Annotated in this window: 14 protein-coding genes; 10 read left to right on the forward strand and 4 right to left on the reverse strand. The window is 52.6% G+C overall.

All coding sequences use genetic code 11. From position 1 onward, the window contains the following. Positions 1-15: 15 nt before the first annotated feature. From MWU62_RS10440 to MWU62_RS10465, 6 genes are all read left to right on the forward strand, one after another. Positions 16-258, forward strand: coding sequence for a BolA/IbaG family iron-sulfur metabolism protein (locus tag MWU62_RS10440; protein WP_247114782.1), 243 nt, complete (start codon positions 16-18; stop codon positions 256-258). Positions 259-298: 40 nt separating this feature from the next. Continuing rightward, positions 299-1,561, forward strand: coding sequence for a UDP-N-acetylglucosamine 1-carboxyvinyltransferase (gene murA / locus MWU62_RS10445; protein ID WP_247114783.1), 1,263 nt, complete (start codon positions 299-301; stop codon positions 1,559-1,561). A gap of 29 nt (positions 1,562-1,590) precedes the next feature. After that, positions 1,591-2,229: an ATP phosphoribosyltransferase gene (gene hisG, locus MWU62_RS10450; protein WP_247114784.1), complete on the forward strand. Its 639-nt coding sequence runs from the start codon at positions 1,591-1,593 to the stop codon at positions 2,227-2,229. Positions 2,230-2,499: 270 nt separating this feature from the next. Continuing rightward, entirely contained in the window at positions 2,500-3,810 is a 1,311-nt protein-coding gene (gene hisD, locus MWU62_RS10455; RefSeq protein WP_247114785.1) for a histidinol dehydrogenase, read from the forward strand. Then, positions 3,803-4,855: a histidinol-phosphate transaminase gene (gene hisC, locus MWU62_RS10460; RefSeq protein ID WP_247114786.1), complete on the forward strand. Its 1,053-nt coding sequence runs from the start codon at positions 3,803-3,805 to the stop codon at positions 4,853-4,855. Before hisD ends, hisC begins: the two co-directional genes overlap by 8 nt. Before the next feature lie 247 nt (positions 4,856-5,102). Continuing rightward, positions 5,103-5,846 (forward strand): Nif3-like dinuclear metal center hexameric protein, encoded by a 744-nt coding sequence (locus MWU62_RS10465; RefSeq protein ID WP_247114787.1) that lies wholly within the window; start codon positions 5,103-5,105, stop codon positions 5,844-5,846. A 14-nt stretch (positions 5,847-5,860) separates the two neighbouring features. Here MWU62_RS10465 and MWU62_RS10470 read toward each other — a convergent pair whose 3' ends face one another. Beyond that, on the reverse strand, positions 5,861-6,289 hold the full coding sequence (locus MWU62_RS10470) for a YhcB family protein (protein ID WP_200365020.1): 429 nt from the start codon (positions 6,287-6,289) through the stop codon (positions 5,861-5,863). A gap of 193 nt (positions 6,290-6,482) precedes the next feature. Between MWU62_RS10470 and zapE the strand changes: the two genes are divergently transcribed. The 4 genes from zapE to MWU62_RS10490 all read left to right on the forward strand — a co-directional run bounded on the left by zapE (position 6,483) and on the right by MWU62_RS10490 (position 13,971). Continuing rightward, the gene (gene zapE, locus MWU62_RS10475; RefSeq protein ID WP_247114788.1) at positions 6,483-7,616 is read left to right on the forward strand and encodes a cell division protein ZapE; all 1,134 of its coding nucleotides are present in this window, start codon (positions 6,483-6,485) and stop codon (positions 7,614-7,616) included. A gap of 255 nt (positions 7,617-7,871) precedes the next feature. Further along, a complete protein-coding gene (locus MWU62_RS10480; RefSeq protein ID WP_247114789.1) occupies positions 7,872-9,725 on the forward strand; it encodes a DUF1302 domain-containing protein in 1,854 nt (617 codons plus the stop codon). 33 nt (positions 9,726-9,758) lie between these two features. Next, entirely contained in the window at positions 9,759-11,120 is a 1,362-nt protein-coding gene (locus tag MWU62_RS10485; RefSeq protein WP_247114790.1) for a DUF1329 domain-containing protein, read from the forward strand. 163 nt (positions 11,121-11,283) lie between these two features. Continuing rightward, on the forward strand, positions 11,284-13,971 hold the full coding sequence (locus MWU62_RS10490; protein ID WP_247114791.1) for a LuxR C-terminal-related transcriptional regulator: 2,688 nt from the start codon (positions 11,284-11,286) through the stop codon (positions 13,969-13,971). Between the two features lie 33 nt (positions 13,972-14,004). On the opposite strand, the gene MWU62_RS10495 is transcribed toward MWU62_RS10490, so the two are convergent. The 3 genes from MWU62_RS10495 to MWU62_RS10505 all read right to left on the reverse strand — a co-directional run bounded on the left by MWU62_RS10495 (position 14,005) and on the right by MWU62_RS10505 (position 18,180). Further along, the gene (locus MWU62_RS10495; RefSeq protein ID WP_247114792.1) at positions 14,005-14,916 is read right to left on the reverse strand and encodes an acyltransferase; all 912 of its coding nucleotides are present in this window, start codon (positions 14,914-14,916) and stop codon (positions 14,005-14,007) included. Positions 14,917-14,969: 53 nt separating this feature from the next. After that, positions 14,970-15,887: a glucosaminidase domain-containing protein gene (locus MWU62_RS10500; RefSeq protein WP_247114793.1), complete on the reverse strand. Its 918-nt coding sequence runs from the start codon at positions 15,885-15,887 to the stop codon at positions 14,970-14,972. Between the two features lie 103 nt (positions 15,888-15,990). Further along, on the reverse strand, positions 15,991-18,180 hold the full coding sequence (locus MWU62_RS10505) for a hypothetical protein (RefSeq protein WP_247114794.1): 2,190 nt from the start codon (positions 18,178-18,180) through the stop codon (positions 15,991-15,993). Positions 18,181-18,192 lie beyond the last annotated feature (12 nt).

Raw genomic sequence — 18,192 nt, forward strand, 5'->3', positions numbered from 1 at the left:
ACCTGAGGATTTACTATGGACGCCACCGAAGTCACCCAGTTGGTCAAACAAGCACTGCCCGATTGCGAAGTGCAGGTGCAGATCGACGGTAACCATTACATGGTGGTTGTTATAGGTGAGGTTTTTGAAGGTCTGTCGAGCATAAAGCGGCAGCAGCTGATCAACAAAGCGCTATTCCAGCAAATTATGGATGGCACTATTCACGCCCTTCACCCGAAACCGTTTACACCGGCTGAATGGGCTGCGCGCCAGAGCTGAGGTCAGAGCTGAACTGCTCGCATACGACAGGATTATTATTGTGGATAAATTATTAATCCGGGGCCGTAAGCCTCTGGACGGCGAAATCCGGATTTCGGGAGCCAAAAACGCCGCGCTTCCAATCCTTGCTGCAACCTTGCTGGCAGATGAGCCGGTAACGGTTGGCAACCTGCCGCATCTGCACGACGTTACCACCATGATCGAGCTGCTGGGCCGCATGGGCGTGGATCTGATGATCGATGAGAAAATGAGTGTGGAGATACACGCCAATACCATCACCCAGTTCCACGCACCCTACGAACTCGTCAAGACCATGCGTGCCTCTATTTTGGTTCTTGGTCCGCTAGTAGCGCACTTTGGAGAGGCGGAAGTGTCTTTGCCAGGCGGCTGTGCCATCGGCAGCCGTCCGGTAAATCTGCACATCCAAGGCCTTGAGCAAATGGGTGCACAGATCAAGGTAGAGAACGGCTATATCAAGGCAAAAACCAACGGCCGCCTGAAAGGTGCGCACATCTTCATGGATGTAGTGACGGTAACCGGCACAGAAAACCTATTGATGGCTGCAACCCTCGCTGATGGCAAAACCATTCTTGAGAATGCCGCCCGTGAGCCAGAAGTGGTGGATTTGGCCGAGTGCTTGATTGCCATGGGCGCGAAGATCACCGGTCACGGTACTTCGACCATTGAGATTGAAGGCGTCGAGCGTTTGCACGGTTGTCATTATAACGTGTTGCCAGACCGCATCGAAACCGGTACCTATCTCGTGGCAGCGGCTGCAACCGGCGGCCGGGTAAAATTGAAAGATACGCGTGCGGATCTTTTAGACGCGGTGTTGCTCAAGCTGGAAGAGGCTGGCGCTCACATCACTTCTGGTCCTGGCTGGATCGAGCTGGATATGAAAGGCCAACGGCCAAAGGCAGTCAATATTCGTACCGCGCCTTACCCGGCTTTTCCAACTGACATGCAGGCCCAGTTTGCTGCTATGAACGCCGTAGCAGAAGGCACAGGTACCATCATTGAAACCGTATTCGAGAACCGCTTCATGCACATACAAGAGCTGACTCGCATGGGCGCTGATATCACCCTTGAGGGTAACGCAGCCATTATCAAGGGTGTTGAGCACCTTACAGGTGCGCCAGTTATGGCGACGGATTTGCGCGCTTCCGCGAGCCTTGTTATCGCAGGCTTATTGGCCGACGGAGATACGATTATTGATCGTATCTACCATATTGACCGTGGTTATGAGTGCATTGAAGAGAAACTGCAACTGCTGGGTGGAAGCATCCGCCGTTTGCCAGCGTGACAGACACAAACGGGAAACCGGAAGGACGCATGACAGATTCCATTACCATCGCCTTGTCGAAGGGGCGAATCCTGGAAGAAACCCTGCCATTACTGGCGGAAGCCGGGATTGAGCTAGTTGATGATATTAAAAAATCCCGCAAACTGGTGTTTCCCACCACAGATCCTAATGTGCGGGTGCTTATTCTCCGCGCAACCGATGTGCCTACTTATGTACAGTACGGTGGTGCGGATTTGGGTGTAACGGGTAAAGATGTGCTGATGGAGCATGGCGGAGAAGGGCTTTATGAGCCGCTGGATCTGAATATTGCCCGTTGTCGTTTGATGACGGCTGGACCTAAGGGCGAAACGCCCCCTGCCGGCCGCATCCGTGTAGCAACCAAGTTCGTTAATATGGCCCGCCGATATTATGCGGCGCAGGGGCGGCAGGCGGACATCATCAAGCTGTATGGTGCGATGGAGTTGGCACCGATTTTGGGTTTGGCTGATGAGATTGTTGATATCGTAGATACCGGCAATACGCTGAAAGCAAATGGTCTTGAAGCCCGTGAGCTGATTGATCACATTAGCACGAGGCTGGTGGTGAATCGTGCTTCGATGAAGATGAAGCATCAGCAGATTAATCCCATCATTGAGAAGATGGCGGCTGCTGTGGATAAACGCCGCTAGAGTTACGTTGAGCATTGTGCGGGAAGAGCTTTGGGCACTGACCGTAGTGCACGAAGCAATTGGGGCCAGCTTTCCAAAACACGCTGTAAATACGTCCTTGTACGCTTGGCTACGCCATCCATGGCTTCGCACAGTTTTGGAAAGCTGGCCCCAATCGCTTCCTCGAACTGTAGGTGTTTGAAAGCTCTTCTCGAGCATTTTTTCTGGTCTGCAGTCGGTAGATTAGATAGCCTCAATAGTGAACCATCAATCCAAAGCAGGATTTGAGAAATGACCGTTAACATCAAACGATTAAACGCCTCCCAAAATGACTTCGATAGCCAGCTAGCTGCGCTGCTGGCTTGGGATGACAGTGTTGATCATCAGGTGAACGAGTCAGTGCGTCATATTCTGCATCAAGTGAAAACTCGCGGTGATCAGGCGGTTCTGGAGTTTACGGAGAAGTTTGATCGGCTGAGTGTGAGCAGCGTTGCTGAGCTGGAGATGAGCCAGGGCCGTTTGCAGCAGGCTTTGAAGGCGATTCCAGAAGACCAGCGCGTGGCGCTGGAGCAGGCTGCGGATAGGGTTCGGGATTATCACGAGCGCCAGAACCAGAAGTCTTGGCAGTATCAAGACGAAGACGGCACTGTTCTAGGCCAGAAGGTGACGCCATTGGATCGTGCCGGTCTGTATGTGCCTGGCGGTAAAGCGGCTTATCCTTCTTCTGTTTTGATGAACGCTATTCCCGCCAAGGTGGCCGGTGTAGGCGAAGTCATTATGGTTGTGCCCACTCCGGATGGTGTGGTGAACGATTTGGTTCTTGCCGCCGCCGCTATTGCAGGTGTTGATCGTGTATTCACTGTAGGTGGTGCGCAAGCCGTTGGCGCTCTGGCCTATGGCACAGAAACCATCCCTGCTGTCGACAAAATCGTTGGTCCTGGCAACATCTTTGTTGCCACAGCCAAGCGGGAAGTCTTCGGCACTGTCGGCATCGACATGATCGCTGGCCCTTCGGAAATTCTTGTGATCTGCGACGGCAAAACTGACCCGGACTGGATCGCCATGGATCTGTTTTCTCAGGCTGAACACGATGAGCAAGCCCAGTCCATATTGATCAGCCCGGATGCCGATTTTTTAGATGCCGTCGAAGCCAGTATCAACAAATTGCTACCCACCATGGAGCGAGCGGACATTATCCGCACCTCCATGACTGACCGGGCGGCTTTGATACAGGTTGTAGATCTAAGCGAAGCGGCCAAGGTGTCCGACCGCATTGCTCCCGAACACTTGGAGCTATCGGTAGAAGCTCCAGAAGCCTTATTGGATGAAATCCGTCACGCTGGCGCTATCTTCATGGGCCGATATACGGCTGAAGCTTTGGGCGATTACTGCGCAGGCCCGAACCATGTGTTGCCCACCAGCGGTACAGCCCGGTTCTCTTCGCCGCTGGGTGTATACGACTTCCAGAAGCGTTCATCTATCATAGGTTTCAGCGCCAAGGGCGCAGACCGTATGGGCCGTGTTGCGTCGGTTTTGGCGCGAGGTGAGGGGCTTACTGCCCATGCTCGTTCAGCTGAGTACAGGATTCAAAACGATGAGTAAATTCTGGAGTCCAATGGTGGAAAGTCTGGTTCCTTATGTACCAGGCGAACAGCCAAAAATGGCGAATTTGGTAAAGCTAAACACCAACGAAAACCCGTACGGGCCGTCACCGAAAGTTATAGAAGCTATTGAAGCAGAACTTAATGACAGCCTGCGCCTCTACCCGGATCCCGAAGGCGAAAGCCTGCGCCAAACCATCGCTGACTATCACAGCGTAAAACCCGAGCAAGTATTTCTCGGCAACGGCTCAGACGAAGTGCTGGCTCACATATTTTATGCCCTCTTCCAGCACGGCCAACCCATCCTGTTCCCGGATGTAACCTACAGCTTCTACCCGGTGTACTGCGGTCTTTACAATATTGAAGGCACCAAAGTACCCCTCACAGACAGCTTCGAAATCAATCCGGATGACTACAAACAGCCCAACGGTGGGATCATCTTCCCCAACCCCAATGCGCCCACGGGCCGTTATCTTGGGCTGGAGCATGTAGAGACTATCCTGCGGGCCAACTCTGAACGTGTTGTCGTGGTCGATGAAGCTTATGTGGATTTTGGCGGCGAATCCGCCATCAAGCTTGTGGATCAGTACCCCAACCTGCTTGTTTGCCAAACCCTCTCTAAAGCCCGTTCATTGGCTGGTTTGCGAGTTGGGTTTGCTATCGCCCAGCCAGACCTGATCGAAGCGCTAAATCGAGTTAAGGACAGCTTCAATAGCTATCCTTTGGACAGGCTCGCATTAGCCGGTGCCAAGGCTGCCTATGAAGATCAGGATTGGTTTCAGAAGTGTTGCGAGGGCGTTATCTCTGAGCGGGAGCGCATGACCAGTAGTCTGGAAGGCCTGAATTTTGAAGTTTTGCCTTCGAAAGCCAACTTCGTATTTGCCCGGCACAATGAGCAGTCTGGTGAAAGCCTGACGAAAGCGCTCCGAGAGCAAGGCATCATCGTGCGCCATTTCAACAAGCCAAGAATCAGCGAGTTCTTACGAATCACCATCGGCACTCCGGAGCAAAATGACGCACTAATTACCGGCCTTAAATCCCTGTAAACCACCAAAGTTTGATCGAGGCAGGCAGGGAGGTGGGGCTTTCCGGGAATGCCGGCGGCCAAGGATGGCCGACGACAAGCGCAGTTGGGTGAGGCAAGCGTATATGAAGCGAAGCTTCGTGCGCAGCCGAACGACAGCAATCTGTGATTGCTGTCCGGACCCCGCAGGGGGCTCGTAGCGGTTCCCGGAAAGCCCCTCCGTCCTGCCTGCCGATAACTCCAGTGTTTAAGTTAAAAGAGGGCAACTCATGGCACTCCGCAACAGCATTCTCGCCAAACTCAACGAATGGCTGAAGCCAGACGAATTCAAGGACTATTGCCCCAACGGCCTGCAAGTCGAAGGTAAAAGTGAGGTCAACACCATAGTCACCGGCGTAACCGCCTCCCGTGATCTTATAGAAGCTGCCATAGCAGCCAATGCCGACATGCTGATCGTTCACCACGGTTACTTCTGGAAAGGTGAGGATCAAAGAATTCGAGGTATGAAGCGTGAACGTTTAAAGCGCCTGTTGGACAACGACATCAACCTTGTTGCCTACCACCTACCGCTGGATGATCACCCAGAATATGGCAACAACCGCCAATTGGCAGATATCCTCGGTATTGAGAACCCCCGCCCGTTAAATGGACTGGTGTGGGAAGGCGAGCTGCCGGAAGCTATGAGCCCCGAAAAGTTTTCCCTTCATATTGCCCGAGCGCTCCACCGCGAGCCGCTAAAAGTCGGAGCCGGGAAGGCCGACATTAAACGGGTGGGGTGGTGCACCGGCGCTGCTCAAGGTTTCATCAATGCAGCCATTGATGCTGACCTCGACGCCTATCTCAGTGGCGAGATTTCCGAACCCACCACTCATACTGCCCGCGAGTGCGGAATCCATTATTACGCCGCAGGTCATCACGCCACAGAGCGCTATGGAGTGAAAGCACTGGGAGAGGCGCTAGAAAAAGAATTTGGAGTCAAACACCGTTTTATCGACTGCGATAATCCAGTTTAGATAGCTGCCCTTACTCAGGCCTCGGCAGCCTTATCACCCTTCTTTAAACCAAAGTCCTCAGAAAGCGTCCCGGAAGTCTTGGGCGCGTAATCTCTGGGTGGCTCAAGACCATCTTCACTGACTTCCTCCAAGCGCTTGCGGGAAGTCTGCTCAGCAAGCTCTGCCATCCAGTCTTCATCGTTGCAAAGACGATTAGCCCCGCGAGCCATATGCTGGTTCACATCCCGGTAAACATCATTGAACCGGCGCAGCAAATCCGCGGACTCCATAAAATGCTCGTTTACCTGAGCCTGATAGCGGGTGTACTCGTTACGCAACTCTTCTGCCTGTTGTTCCGCACGGCGCTGCCGAAGCGAAGAACCTTGTCCCGAACGGCCAAAAACCACTCCGATGACAATGCCAACAATCAATGCGGCAATCGCTGCCAGAATCAGGTTTGTCATATGCTGTGTCGTCCTGTTGCCTTAAAAATGAGCCAATCCGTACCAATGAGTATAACGCCCGCAGCCCCATCAGCCCATGCCTGAATGCTGCGCCAATCGTCGTATTGCCCAGAGACCTGCCAGCGTGGCGAAAAAAACGTAAATACGCGATAATACGCCGCCAAAATCAACGATCAGACCCCGGGAATTCCTGATGACAGATTCTATGCCTTCTGAAAGCACTGCAAACCAGACACCTTGGCAGCGTTACCAAAAGGATCTTGAGCACCCGGAGTTTCATAAAGACCCTGCACAGGCCGATGCCGTGCAGCGTCTGCAGACACTGTACGACAAACTGGTGGAAGCGGAAAGCGAACGCAGCAAACCCGTAACCAAATTGCGGCGCAAGTTTAAAAAAGGCAAAGAAGAACCCGTTAAAGGCCTTTACTTCTGGGGTGGGGTAGGCCGTGGCAAAACCTACCTAATGGACACTTTTTACGAGTCCCTGCCGTTTAAGCGCAAAATGCGCGTGCATTTCCACCGCTTTATGCAACGTGTTCACCAAGAACTGAAAAGCTTCAAAGGCGAAAAAAACCCCTTGGATTTGGTGGCTAAAAAGTTTGCTGATGAAGCCCGTGTAATCTGCTTTGACGAGTTTTTTGTTTCCGATATCGGCGATGCCATGATCCTCGCAACCCTGATGGAGGGGCTGTTCAAGCGGGGTGTAACACTGGTGTGTACGTCCAATATTATTCCCGATGGCCTATATAAAGATGGGCTGCAAAGGGCGCGTTTCCTGCCAGCCATTGCGCTTGTAAATAAATACACAGACGTGGTGAATGTAGACGGCGGCGTAGACTATCGTCTGCGAACGCTGGAGCAAGCCGAACTCTATTACTCGCCGCTGGGTGCCGATGCTGACGCCAGCTTGCGACAAAGTTTTGAAGCGCTGGCGGTTGAGGCCGGCAAGCACAGTAAAAGCATGGAAATTAATGGCCGTAAGATTCCGGCCCAAGCGCACGCGGATGACGTGGTTTGGTTTGATTTCAAAGACGTGTGTGACGGGCCGCGCAGCCAGAATGATTACATTGAAATGGCTCGCCAGTTTCATGCAATCATTATCAGTAATGTGCCTGTGCTCGGAGGTGACAAAGATGACCAATCTCGTCGCTTCGTAAACATGATTGACGAGTTTTATGATCGCAATGTAAAAGTCATTATCTCCGCTGCAGCACCTATCACAGAGCTATACTCCGGCGGACGCTTGAGCTTCGAGTTTGAACGCACGGAATCGCGCCTTCTGGAAATGCAGTCTCAGGAGTATCTGGAAGCACCGCATAAGCCCTAACCGTGGAAAAAACCATCAAAAGCAAAGTGGTTGCATCCGGAATTCTTGTCTATAGTGAATGCGTGCGAGTAAACCCGACACTGATCGGAGCGGTGAGCAGGTAGTGAGAGCAAAATCATACTTTTGACTGATCAAAGCACTGGACAGCGTTAGCTATAGTGCCTACATCACGAGCACTGTGCATGAAGCCTCCAATACTTCGTGAATACCAATAATCAGAGCAGCGACTCAGAACAACAATGGAGTAGCCTTCCAATGACAAGAAAAACACATCAATGGCAGCGTTGGACAAGATTACCGCTTGCCGTGGCAGTGGCGGCCGGTATGTCCGGCCACGCATCTGCATACTCTTTTTACATCGGGGATGTGGAAGCGCAGTTCAACACCACGCTCTCTGCTGGTGCAGGGTGGCGAGTTGCCGAACGCGATCAGCGCCTGATAGCACAAGGTAACTTGGGCCCGCAGTTTGCCAACACCACTCAGGGCGCATCAACAAACAACTATGATGACGGTAACCTGAACTTTGATAAGGGTGACACCTACTCCAAGATTGTTAAAGGTAACAGTGAACTGTTCCTTGATTATGCAGTCGATAGCCAGTACCTGACTCGTATCGGTGGTTTGGTTCGCGGTCGTTACTGGTATGACTTCGAACTGAAAGACGAGAGGCGAGCAGTTGATGATGTGGGTCAGCGCCGTGAACTCAACAGCTCTGCCAAAGGCAACGCATCGGGTGGTGAAATTCTCGACGCTTATGTGTTTACCGACTGGTATCTGGGTGATGTTCCCCTGAGCGTACGTTACGGTAAGCAAGTGCTGAGCTGGGGTGAGAGTACCTTTATTCAGGGAGGGATAAACACGATCAACCCTGTTGATATACCCGCTTTCCGTGCACCTGGCTCTGAGCTCAAAGATGCTCTTCTACCTGTTGAGATGTTCTACATGTCAGCAGGTGTTACAGAGAACGTCACACTGGAAACGTTTGTACAGACAGATTGGGCGCCTGTCCGCCCGGATGACTGCGGAACATTTTTCTCTACTAATGACTTTGCAGCCGATGGCTGTGGCCCGGTATTGCTTGCAGGTCAGCTGCCAGACTCTCAGGCTCTTGCTCAAGGGTTTATAGCCCCGCGTCTTGCTGATGAGGAAGCCGGCTCAAAAGACCAGTTTGGTGTGGCAATGCGCTGGTATGTGCCTGCGCTGAACGATTCGGAACTGGGCTTCTATTACATCAAGTACAACAGCCGTCTGCCTTATGTAAGCGGCACTATCAAAGACACTGGTGAACAGTTCCCGAGCTACTTTATTGAATATCCTGAAGATATTAACCTTTACGGTATCAGTATCAACACCAACACTCCGGGTGGTTGGTCATTGGGCGCGGAGTACTCCTATCGCGACAAAATGCCTCTGCAATGGAACGCGTTTGAGCTGATATACGGTGGTATTCGATTACAAAACCCAGTCGACGGCAGCCCAGTCAGTAAGTTGGAGCAGCAACGCCTTGAAGAAGCGGGTGGTACGCTTTTGCCAGGATCCAAAGTCTCGGGTAACGACCGGTTTGGCGTGTCTCAGGTCCAGTTCACACTGATTAAGTTCTTTGATCAGATTATGGGCGCAAGCCGTGTGTCGCTGATTACAGAGTTTGGCGCCACTTACATTCATGACTTCCCAGGTCTTGATGAGGCTCGTTACGGCCGTTCAGGTACCTTCGGCCTTGGCACATTGCCAACGGATGATGGCAGTGGAAACATGGTTGACGTTTGTGCGGCAGGCATCAACATCAACGCAAGCTACTGCACGAATGACGGGTTCACCACAGACTTTTCCTGGGGCTACCGTTCCCGTCTGGTATGGAGCTACCCGAATGCCTTTGCGGGTATCAACCTATCGCCGCAGTTGGCTTGGAGTCATGATGTAGAAGGTTATGGCCCGCAGCCCGGTGGTGCCTTTAACGAAGGTAACAAGGCGATTGGCTTGTCCGTTGAAGCGGTTTACCAGAACAAAATTACCGGTAACATCGGTTACACAAACTTTTTCGGTGGCAAGCCGTATAACGAGTTGACTGATCGGGATTTCGTGAGTGCTAGCGTTTCCTACTCATTCTAAACCGTCAAGAATTCGTTTAACGAGGTATTTTAAATGAAACTAAACAATAAACTACTGGCCACGGGTGTTCTGGCGGCGAGTCTGTTTGCAGGTCAGGCTTGGGGTGCAGTTTCTGCCGAAGAAGCGGCTAAATTGGGTGACACTCTAACGCCCATGGGTGCAGAAAAGGCAGGTAATGGCGGTGCTATTCCTGCGTGGGATGGCGGCCTTACAACACCACCAGCCGGGTACAAGGGCGACGGCATTTATGTAAACCCGTTCCCGAACGAGAAGCCACAGTTCACCATTGATCAGAGCAACGTTGCAGAGTACGCCGATAAACTGTCCCCCGGGCAGGTGGCGATGATCAAGCAGTACTCAGACTACGTCCTTCCCGTATACGAGACGCACCGTACAGGTGCCTACCCGAAAGACGTAATGGACGAGACAATTAAAAACGCGACGAAAACGGAATTGATCAAGAATGGTAACGGCATGGCTAACTACCAGAGCGCGACGCCATTCCCGATTCCCCAGAACGGGTTGGAAGTGATCTGGAACCACATCACCCGTTACCGTGGTGGCTCTGTTCAGCGTAATGTTGGGCAGGCAACACCTACAGCAAACGGTGCTTACTCCATTGTAAAGTTTCAGGATGAGCTGAGCTGGAGAACCTACCTGCAGGATTACAAGCCGGGCGAAGATGCCAACGTGCTGTTCTACTTCAAGCAGGCTATTACTGCTCCAGCACGTTTGGCTGGTAACGTGTTGCTGGTTCATGAAACGCTTGATCAGGTGTCAGAGCCACGCCGTGCATGGGTTTACAACGCTGGCCAGCGACGTGTTCGCCGTGCCCCGCAGGTAGCGTACGACGGACCGGGTACAGCATCTGATGGCATGCGTACCTCGGATAACTTTGACATGTTTAACGGCGCCCCAGACCGTTATAACTGGGAACTGCTTGGCAAAAAGGAAATGTACATTCCATACAACTCCTACAAGCTTGTTGACCGTGACTTAACTTATGACCAGATCGTTAAAGCGGGGCACATAAATCAAGATTTGACCCGTTACGAGCTCCACCGTGTATGGCATGTACGCGCAACCCTTAAAGATGGTGAGCGTCACATATATGGCCAGAGAGACTTCTTTTTTGATGAAGATACCTGGCAGGCTGCCGTTATCGACCATTACGATGGCCGTGGTGAGCTCTGGCGTGTGGCGGAAGCCCACTCCATGCAGTTCTATGATCAGGTTGTGCCCTGGTATGCGGTTGAGACCCTGTACGACCTTCTGTCCGGTCGCTACTTAGTGCTAGGCCTGACAAACGAAGAGGTGGATCCGTACCAGTTTGGTGTTCAGCGCCAATCACGAGATTACACGCCAGCGGCATTGCGCCGTGCGGGCACCCGCTAAGGGTAAAGTGGATCTTTCAGAAACGGCGGGCCTTGGCCCGCCGTTTCTGTTTCTGCGATAAAAAATTGCCGCCAAATTAATAGCTTCCACGTCAAAACTTTGCAGCCGGACCCTTAGTTGGTTTAACCTTCTAACACTACTAAAGTTGTATTCGGGGCAGCGTGTGAAATCATTCCGTGATGGCTATGCAGCCAATGACGAGTTCCAATCTGCAAACAGTGGGCTGCAGCGAGGCGAGCTTGTAAGAGACTTGCTTAGGCAAAGACTGCAGGCACCCGTTTTGCCTGAACATTCTTTGGAGCGTCCCCATCTGGATGCTTTGGTTAAGGATGCCCTAGCCCCGCAGGGCGTGCTTTTTGTTGAGGCCCCCTGTGGCTACGGTAAATCCCACACGGTTGCAACGGCTGTTAAGGCAGCTGGCATACCGGAAGGTTGTGTGCGGTGGCTGCCGCTTAACTGTCAAGACAACGCGCCCACCCGTTTTTTAAACCTACTGTCTGTGGCTTTGGATGTTCCCGAATCTTGCGATATTAGTCTGCAGGGGGGCACCACTTTTCACGATGTTCTGGCCATAATGCTGCTGGCGTTAAAAAGAGAGCCAACTGAGCAACGCTCTGTTCTGGTTCTGGATGGCCTGCACCAGATTACAAACCCCGCGGTCATTGTTTTGCTGCAGCAATTGGTTGCAGATATTCCGTCACACTTTTCTGTTGTCATGCTCTCCCGGCAGGCATTGCCTTATGAAACCCACGCTTTGGAGCTGGAAAACCGGTTCACCCGTATAGGGCCTGAAAAACTGGAGTTCAGTCGGGGTGAAACGTTTGAACTTTTCCGCGATGTGCTGAACACTCAACAGCTCACCAGTGTAGCCATAGATCACTTATACGACCTGACAGAAGGCTGGCCCACGCCCCTTGCTCTGTACCGCCGCGATATTCTTCAAAGCGCCGACAGGCACGCGGTTTCAGAAGCGCCCGGCGTGGAGCGGTTCCTAAAGGAGTCTGTACTGGGCGGCTTGGCTCATGGCCAGCTGCGCTCTTTAAAAGCTATGTCAGAACTTGGGCTCTGTTCCGATGAGTTGCTTTTGGCTTTGGAGCCGCTCATTCCAGACGGTTTTCTTCTGCCATCCGAGGCTTACGAACGTGGCTTGCCGGTAAAGGTTATGCCGGGGTGGGGGCGCTGGTACCGGCTCAATCCGCTATTGATGGAGTGGTTGAGAACCCCTGTTATGGCTGGGTATAGCGATAGAATGCTCGCTGCGAGCCGATGGTTCGGCAGTCGCGACCAGTTCCCCGAAGCCTTGAAATACTCATTGTTAGCCGGGGACTCGGAAGAAGTCATTCGCATTGCATCTGAAGGATCCGAAGCGCTTCTTCTGGGGCAGGACACTGCCTCGCTACTGCGCTTGCGCAAGAGCCTACCCGTCCAGTTGCTCGAGCGCAGCCCAAGGTTGAGAATTGTGTACAGTTGGGTACATGCTATCGGGGGGCAGTTCAAGCAGGCAAAAACGCTGTTGGATGGCATGGATGATCAGAGCTATCAGGAATACGAAGCACGGATCTATGCGCTTAAGGCGTTTATTCTGCGTGGCGAAGGGCAGGTGGTACCAGCGCTAGAAATGGCGGACCTTGCTCTTTCTGGCGGCGAGTTTTCACCTCAGGGCCAGCTTGTTACGCAAATGGTTCGCGCCAGTGCATTGTGCGCCTCTGGTCGGTTTTCGGATGCTCGCGAGGCTAACCGGGCGGCGTCGCGTTTGGCCAGAGAGGCGGGCGACTCCGGGTCTGAAGCGCTGGCAGTCTACGCCCATGCCCGAATTGAGTTGGGGAAAGGTGCGTTGAAGCATGCAGAACAGCTGCTGCGAACTGCACTGGATACAGTAATACAGGAACAGGCGCGGCCTGCGCGCATTGGCGAAACCAGGCTTCAGCTGAATCTGGTGCTTGTGCTTTGGCATCAGGGGCGTGACGCCGAGGCAGATCGTTTACTGGTGTCCTGTGGTCGCCACGCGGAACAAACACGCGATCTCGGTTTGTTATTGGCCATGGCTATTCGAGTGCTGATGTGTCGCTCTCAAGGTCGCTTGGAAGAGGCTTTCGCTTGGGTTGGCAGGGCTGAGCGAACCATGCATACCTGGCAAGTGGATGAATCCCTATACGTGCCAGTGCTCGAAGCCCTTAAAGCGAGTTGCTGGCTAGCTCAGAATCAGCTGGAGAGCGTTGCACAGGCACTTAAAAAGCTACAGCCCTACAGAGAAGCTGGCTGTGTGCCAGAACTGTTCCCAATGATGCCGGGCTTGCTCGACTGCCTTCAGGTGCGGCTAGACCTCGCCAGAGGTGAAACCCTTAACGCCCGTGAGTCGCTATCCAGCACGCGCAAGCGCCATGGCGAAGCCATTCCCTGGGGGGTAGACCTACACATGCGCTTGTTGGAAGCTATATTGGTCAACCAAGACAAAGGCTTTGCAGCTGCGCAAAATATACTTATTGCGGTAGTATCCGAGGCAGCCAAGGAGCATTTCATAAGCCCGTTTGCGGAATTGAAACTGGAATTAAGCGATCTGATGGCAAAAGCGTTCAGCCAGCTCCCGAAAACCCCATTTCGGGATGCTCTTGGTCGCCTGTTTGGTTTAGCGGCAGGGGAGTCACCGGCTTCACTGGCTGAGCCCATCAGCGAGCGGGAGCTGGTTGTGTTGGAACTGATTGCCAAGGGGTTGTCGAATCAGGAAATTGCCGACACCTTGCATATCTCGCTACACACGGTCAAAACCCATGCCCGCCGGCTGAATGCAAAACTTGAAGTGCGTTCCCGAACTCAGGCAACGGTTCGGGCCAGAGAGCTCGGGCTGCTGTAGCAAACCCGCTGATTGTGGGTTATGGGGTTTGGGTTATAGGTTTTTAGAGCTCTCGTTTTTCAGGGCTTCAATGCGAGCGTCTTTTTCAGCCCAGAGTGCACTGACCCAGCGCTGAAACTCCACCCGGGTTTCACGGTTATTCTCGTAGTCCATTCCTAAAAACTGAGGCGGAATTTCTCGCACTTCAATATCAATAGTAATTTTTTGAATGCGCCCGCTGAGATAGTCCCAAATGCCGACAGGCTGTTCTGTGGGGTAAACGATGGTGACATCCAGCATGGTATGCAGCATCTCGCCCATCGCCCCCAAAACAAAAGCTGTACCTCCAGCGCGTGGTTTGAGAAGGTGTTTGTATGGAGAGTTTTGGCGCTGATGCTTGGCGGGTGTAAACCGCGTGCCTTCCATAAAATTAAAAATAGTCACCGGCGTATAACGAAATTTTTCGCAGGCTGCCTCTGTTGCTGCAATATCTTTACCTTTCAGCTCCGGCCGCTTGGCAATCTGTTCTTTGGTGTGGCGATGCATAAATGGAAAGTCCAACGCCCACCAAGCTACGCCTAGCAGTGGTACCCAAATCAGCTCTTTTTTTAAGAAGAACTTGAGCAGCGGAATCTTGCTGTTAAGAACATACTGTATTGCCGGTATATCGGCCCAGCTCTGGTGGTTGCAGGTCACAAAGTACCAATGCTTCTGACTGAGATGCTGCGCGCCTCGTACATCCCACTCAATCTTGTGTAGGGTATCCATTACAAGATTGTTGAATCCTATCCATAGCCGAGCAATGCCGTTCAATATGACTGTGCAGCCTTTGCGAATAGCTGTAACCGGTAGCACCAGTTTCAGCAGTGCAAAAAACATCAAAAACGGAAAAAGTACGAGGGTACTCGATATTACAAGCAGAACCGCTAGAGTGCCTTTTAGCGGTGCAGGCAAAAAATAAAGCATTCGAAAATGTCTCTGTTATTTGAAAGCAAGAATGTTTAAACGTTAGTTGACTCTTAGCCCTCAGCAGGAGAGCCACTGATATGCCCGGGCAGTAAGACCTGCTCAGCACTAGCTGATGCCAGACTCTTCAAATGCAAAGGGCTGCGATCGTTTAAAATCTTTCGGAATTCGGTATCGTAGAACTCAAGGTTGTTATAACGAATCATTGACCGAATTTCATCAACATATTCCTCCCCGCGCTCAGAATAGCTTACCAGCCCCCGAGCTAAAGTAAGCCCCGAGAGCGGATCGCCTGAGTCTCTGTCATCAAGGCGGGTGTTTCGTAAGCCTTGATAGCTCGCGTGCCGGTTAAGGTTCTGAATATAAGCCCTAACGGAGTGATATGGCGAAGGAAAGGCGGCTACTTCATGGCTGGCGCCCTCTACGCGGTTTCGTGGCACTAAACCGCAGCCTTTCGAGAAACACCATTGGCCGAACAGATTATTCCCGCGCAGGGCAAAGCGCGACGTGCCCCAGGCGGACTCATTGGCTGCTTGAGCCAAAATAAGCGAGGGCGGGATAACGTCTAGCCGCTTTCGCAGAAGATTGAACTGCTCTGGCGTGCCGGGCTCTTCATCCACGCGTAAACGCTTGGCTTGAGCTGCAAGCCAGATGTGCTCTTTTTTGGATAAGGTCTCTTTACGGGTGAGGCTATCAAGGTAATCCCGCTCAATTAGGATGCGGGAGTTGGCAAGCACAATGCGCGGATATAGAAACGAGAAAAAAGCGACTTTCTTTTCGGTGGTGTCCCGGTAGCTAGAAAAATCTGGCAAACCGGCGAGAGCCCAAGCAGGCAGGGGCGGGAGTGAATCCAGAGCAGGCTCTGAGCCCGTGTTGTTCCCTGAAGGATTCGACGGTGTGTGAAGGCCACCTGCGATGGCAAAAACCATTAAGGGGATAACCAGCATCAACGCACGCGTTGCGGGGAACATAAAACCTCTCGTAACAACTTGTTTTTGTAGTCTGCAAACTTATAAACACTGGGCGCAATGTTCAAGATTATAACAGGTTGTACGAGCTAGGTTGCCAGAGGGTTCACGGCAGCTTGGTTGCCATAAGAAGGCCTCGCTGCTCCTCGCCATTAACCGTGTTGCGGAATAATAAGAAGAACTGGGTTTGATCAGGCGTTACAAAACCTGTGAGCGACAGATCTCCGGCAGTAAAGCTCACTTCGCCATTGCCTTTGTCGCTGTACTCCAAAGTTGTAGACACTTGTCCGGAGGAAGGCGCCGCCACCGTTGCATTATCAACGGAGTGAACAACGTTTAAGGTGTTGCTGTTCAGGTTAGCGGTGCTACCGGAGAGAATGAGCGTGCCGTCGTTCAGGTGAACCAGCCTATTGAGGCCATCACCCATGCCCATAGCAAAACCTTGAACCCGGTAACGGCCAGATTGTGGCGCAGGTGACGGGCGCCGTTCTGCAGCGATGAGCAGGCCATCGCCAATAATGCCGCTAGACGACGCAGCATTGACAAGATTAAACGCCATCAGGGAGCCATCGGGCACGCTGGCGCCTACGCCCAAATCCGGCTGTCCGAATGGCCCAGCCGGGTTATTTACATCGAGATTGAGCCGCCCGATATTTTTATCTCCCGTGCTCAGGCGTGCGGTGCGAGGCGTGATGATCCAGTTGTCTGAGCGGCCGCTGGCACCACCCACCAAAACGGCTCCAGAGCTGTCGCGGCTCAAGGTGTTATAGGTTTGCGTTTGCGTGATGGCGCTGTTGTCTGCGTTAGCACGCACTTGCCATGACCCATTTCCTGACTCAACTTGTAGCGGCGTTGTGGACTCTGAAAACCGAGTGGCAAAATAAACGAGGTTGTAATCCCGGCCGTTCAGAGTGTTCGCATCAAAGCCTTCCTGCCGTAATAGGTTTAGCTGAAGTGAAGATACGTACTGGGTTTCCAGCGTCTGTTTACGTGCAAGTTTGCCATTCTCTGATTCCAATTGAATGGCTTTGCCTGCGCTAAAATAGCCCGCCAGAGCTCGGTCTGGACCAAGGTTGTCGCCGCCCGCTTCGCCAACGTAAGCGTCTAGAAAGTAAGGGTTGCGGGTCCAACCTATGGTTCTCGAGCTGTTTCTGCCGGTAATGCTTTGATAAAGGGCGCGCACGGCCAGCAAACGAGTATCTCTATCGAGTGTAGCGCCACCGGGGGAGGTTGAATGGGAGTTCAAAGCCCAGGTGTCCGTACCCCGGGTAAAAAACTCGTTGCCTTGTTTATGGATCAACGTTTTTCGGTCGTAAGGAATCTGCGAGGCAAGGGAGGTAACGTTGATATTGAAAACATCAAGGCTGGCCAAGGTTAGCCCGGGATAAGTGTAGGCTGTTTCGGCACTGGGGCTGGTGGACTCCTCACGCCCGGTGCGAATACCCCACTGGCCAGAGCCGGTTAAGCTACTTTCGAGAAACGTCTGGCCCAGCTCTATTCCCATAAAAATAGAGTTGTATTCCGCTGAGCTCGCAGAAATGCTGTCTGACGACTGGTTATCCAGCAACGGGTAACTTGCCGCTGAAACAACATAGCTGGCAAAGTCTGCCCGCTGGGCGAGTAGATCCAGTGCGCCTGCAATGCTAGCTCCGGTTGGGATATCAATCTCGAAATCGTGAACTTGATCAGCCAACGCGGGCCAAACGTATTTGTTGATGCACAGAGTGTCGCTGGTTTCATCTGCGCAATCCAGAATGCGCTGGAACTCGCTGGCGGAGTATTGCGTAAGTGTGTTGCGCACGAGGTATTCGGAAAACGGGTTAACCTTGATATCGCGGTCAGCGTCGGCTGCTAACGCCCGTAAAACAGCATTGCCATATTGGGCCTCAATGACAACGTCTGGAGCTAGGGGTTGCCCGTTCTCAAAGGTGATCACAGTTACGCCGTTGCTATCCTCCCGGGTGGTGTATTCCGGGGCGCCAAGTACCTGCAGGTTTCTATTGGTTTGGTACACCCGAACAGTATCGGGTTTCACAATGCGAAGGTTGCGGCGAGTTGGCTCTCCGTCTGGCGCAAGGCCACCGGGCAACTCCATGGTTACGCGAACTTCATTGGCTGCGAGACCGCTGTTATCTCCAGAGTCTCCGGTGCTACCGGGGCTAAAATCGTTCGCGGGATTTTTCTCACCCGCAAACGAATTGGGCTGCTCTCTTGCCCCGTCAATAGCGGAATCACCGCTGCATCCGGTTGTTAGCGTAATCGCAGAGAAAAGAAGTAGCCCCAGTGTCAGTCGCATATCAGGTTGCCC

It is taken from the genome of Marinobacter sp. S6332 (assembly GCF_023016045.1).
Lineage (GTDB): Bacteria > Pseudomonadota > Gammaproteobacteria > Pseudomonadales > Oleiphilaceae > Marinobacter.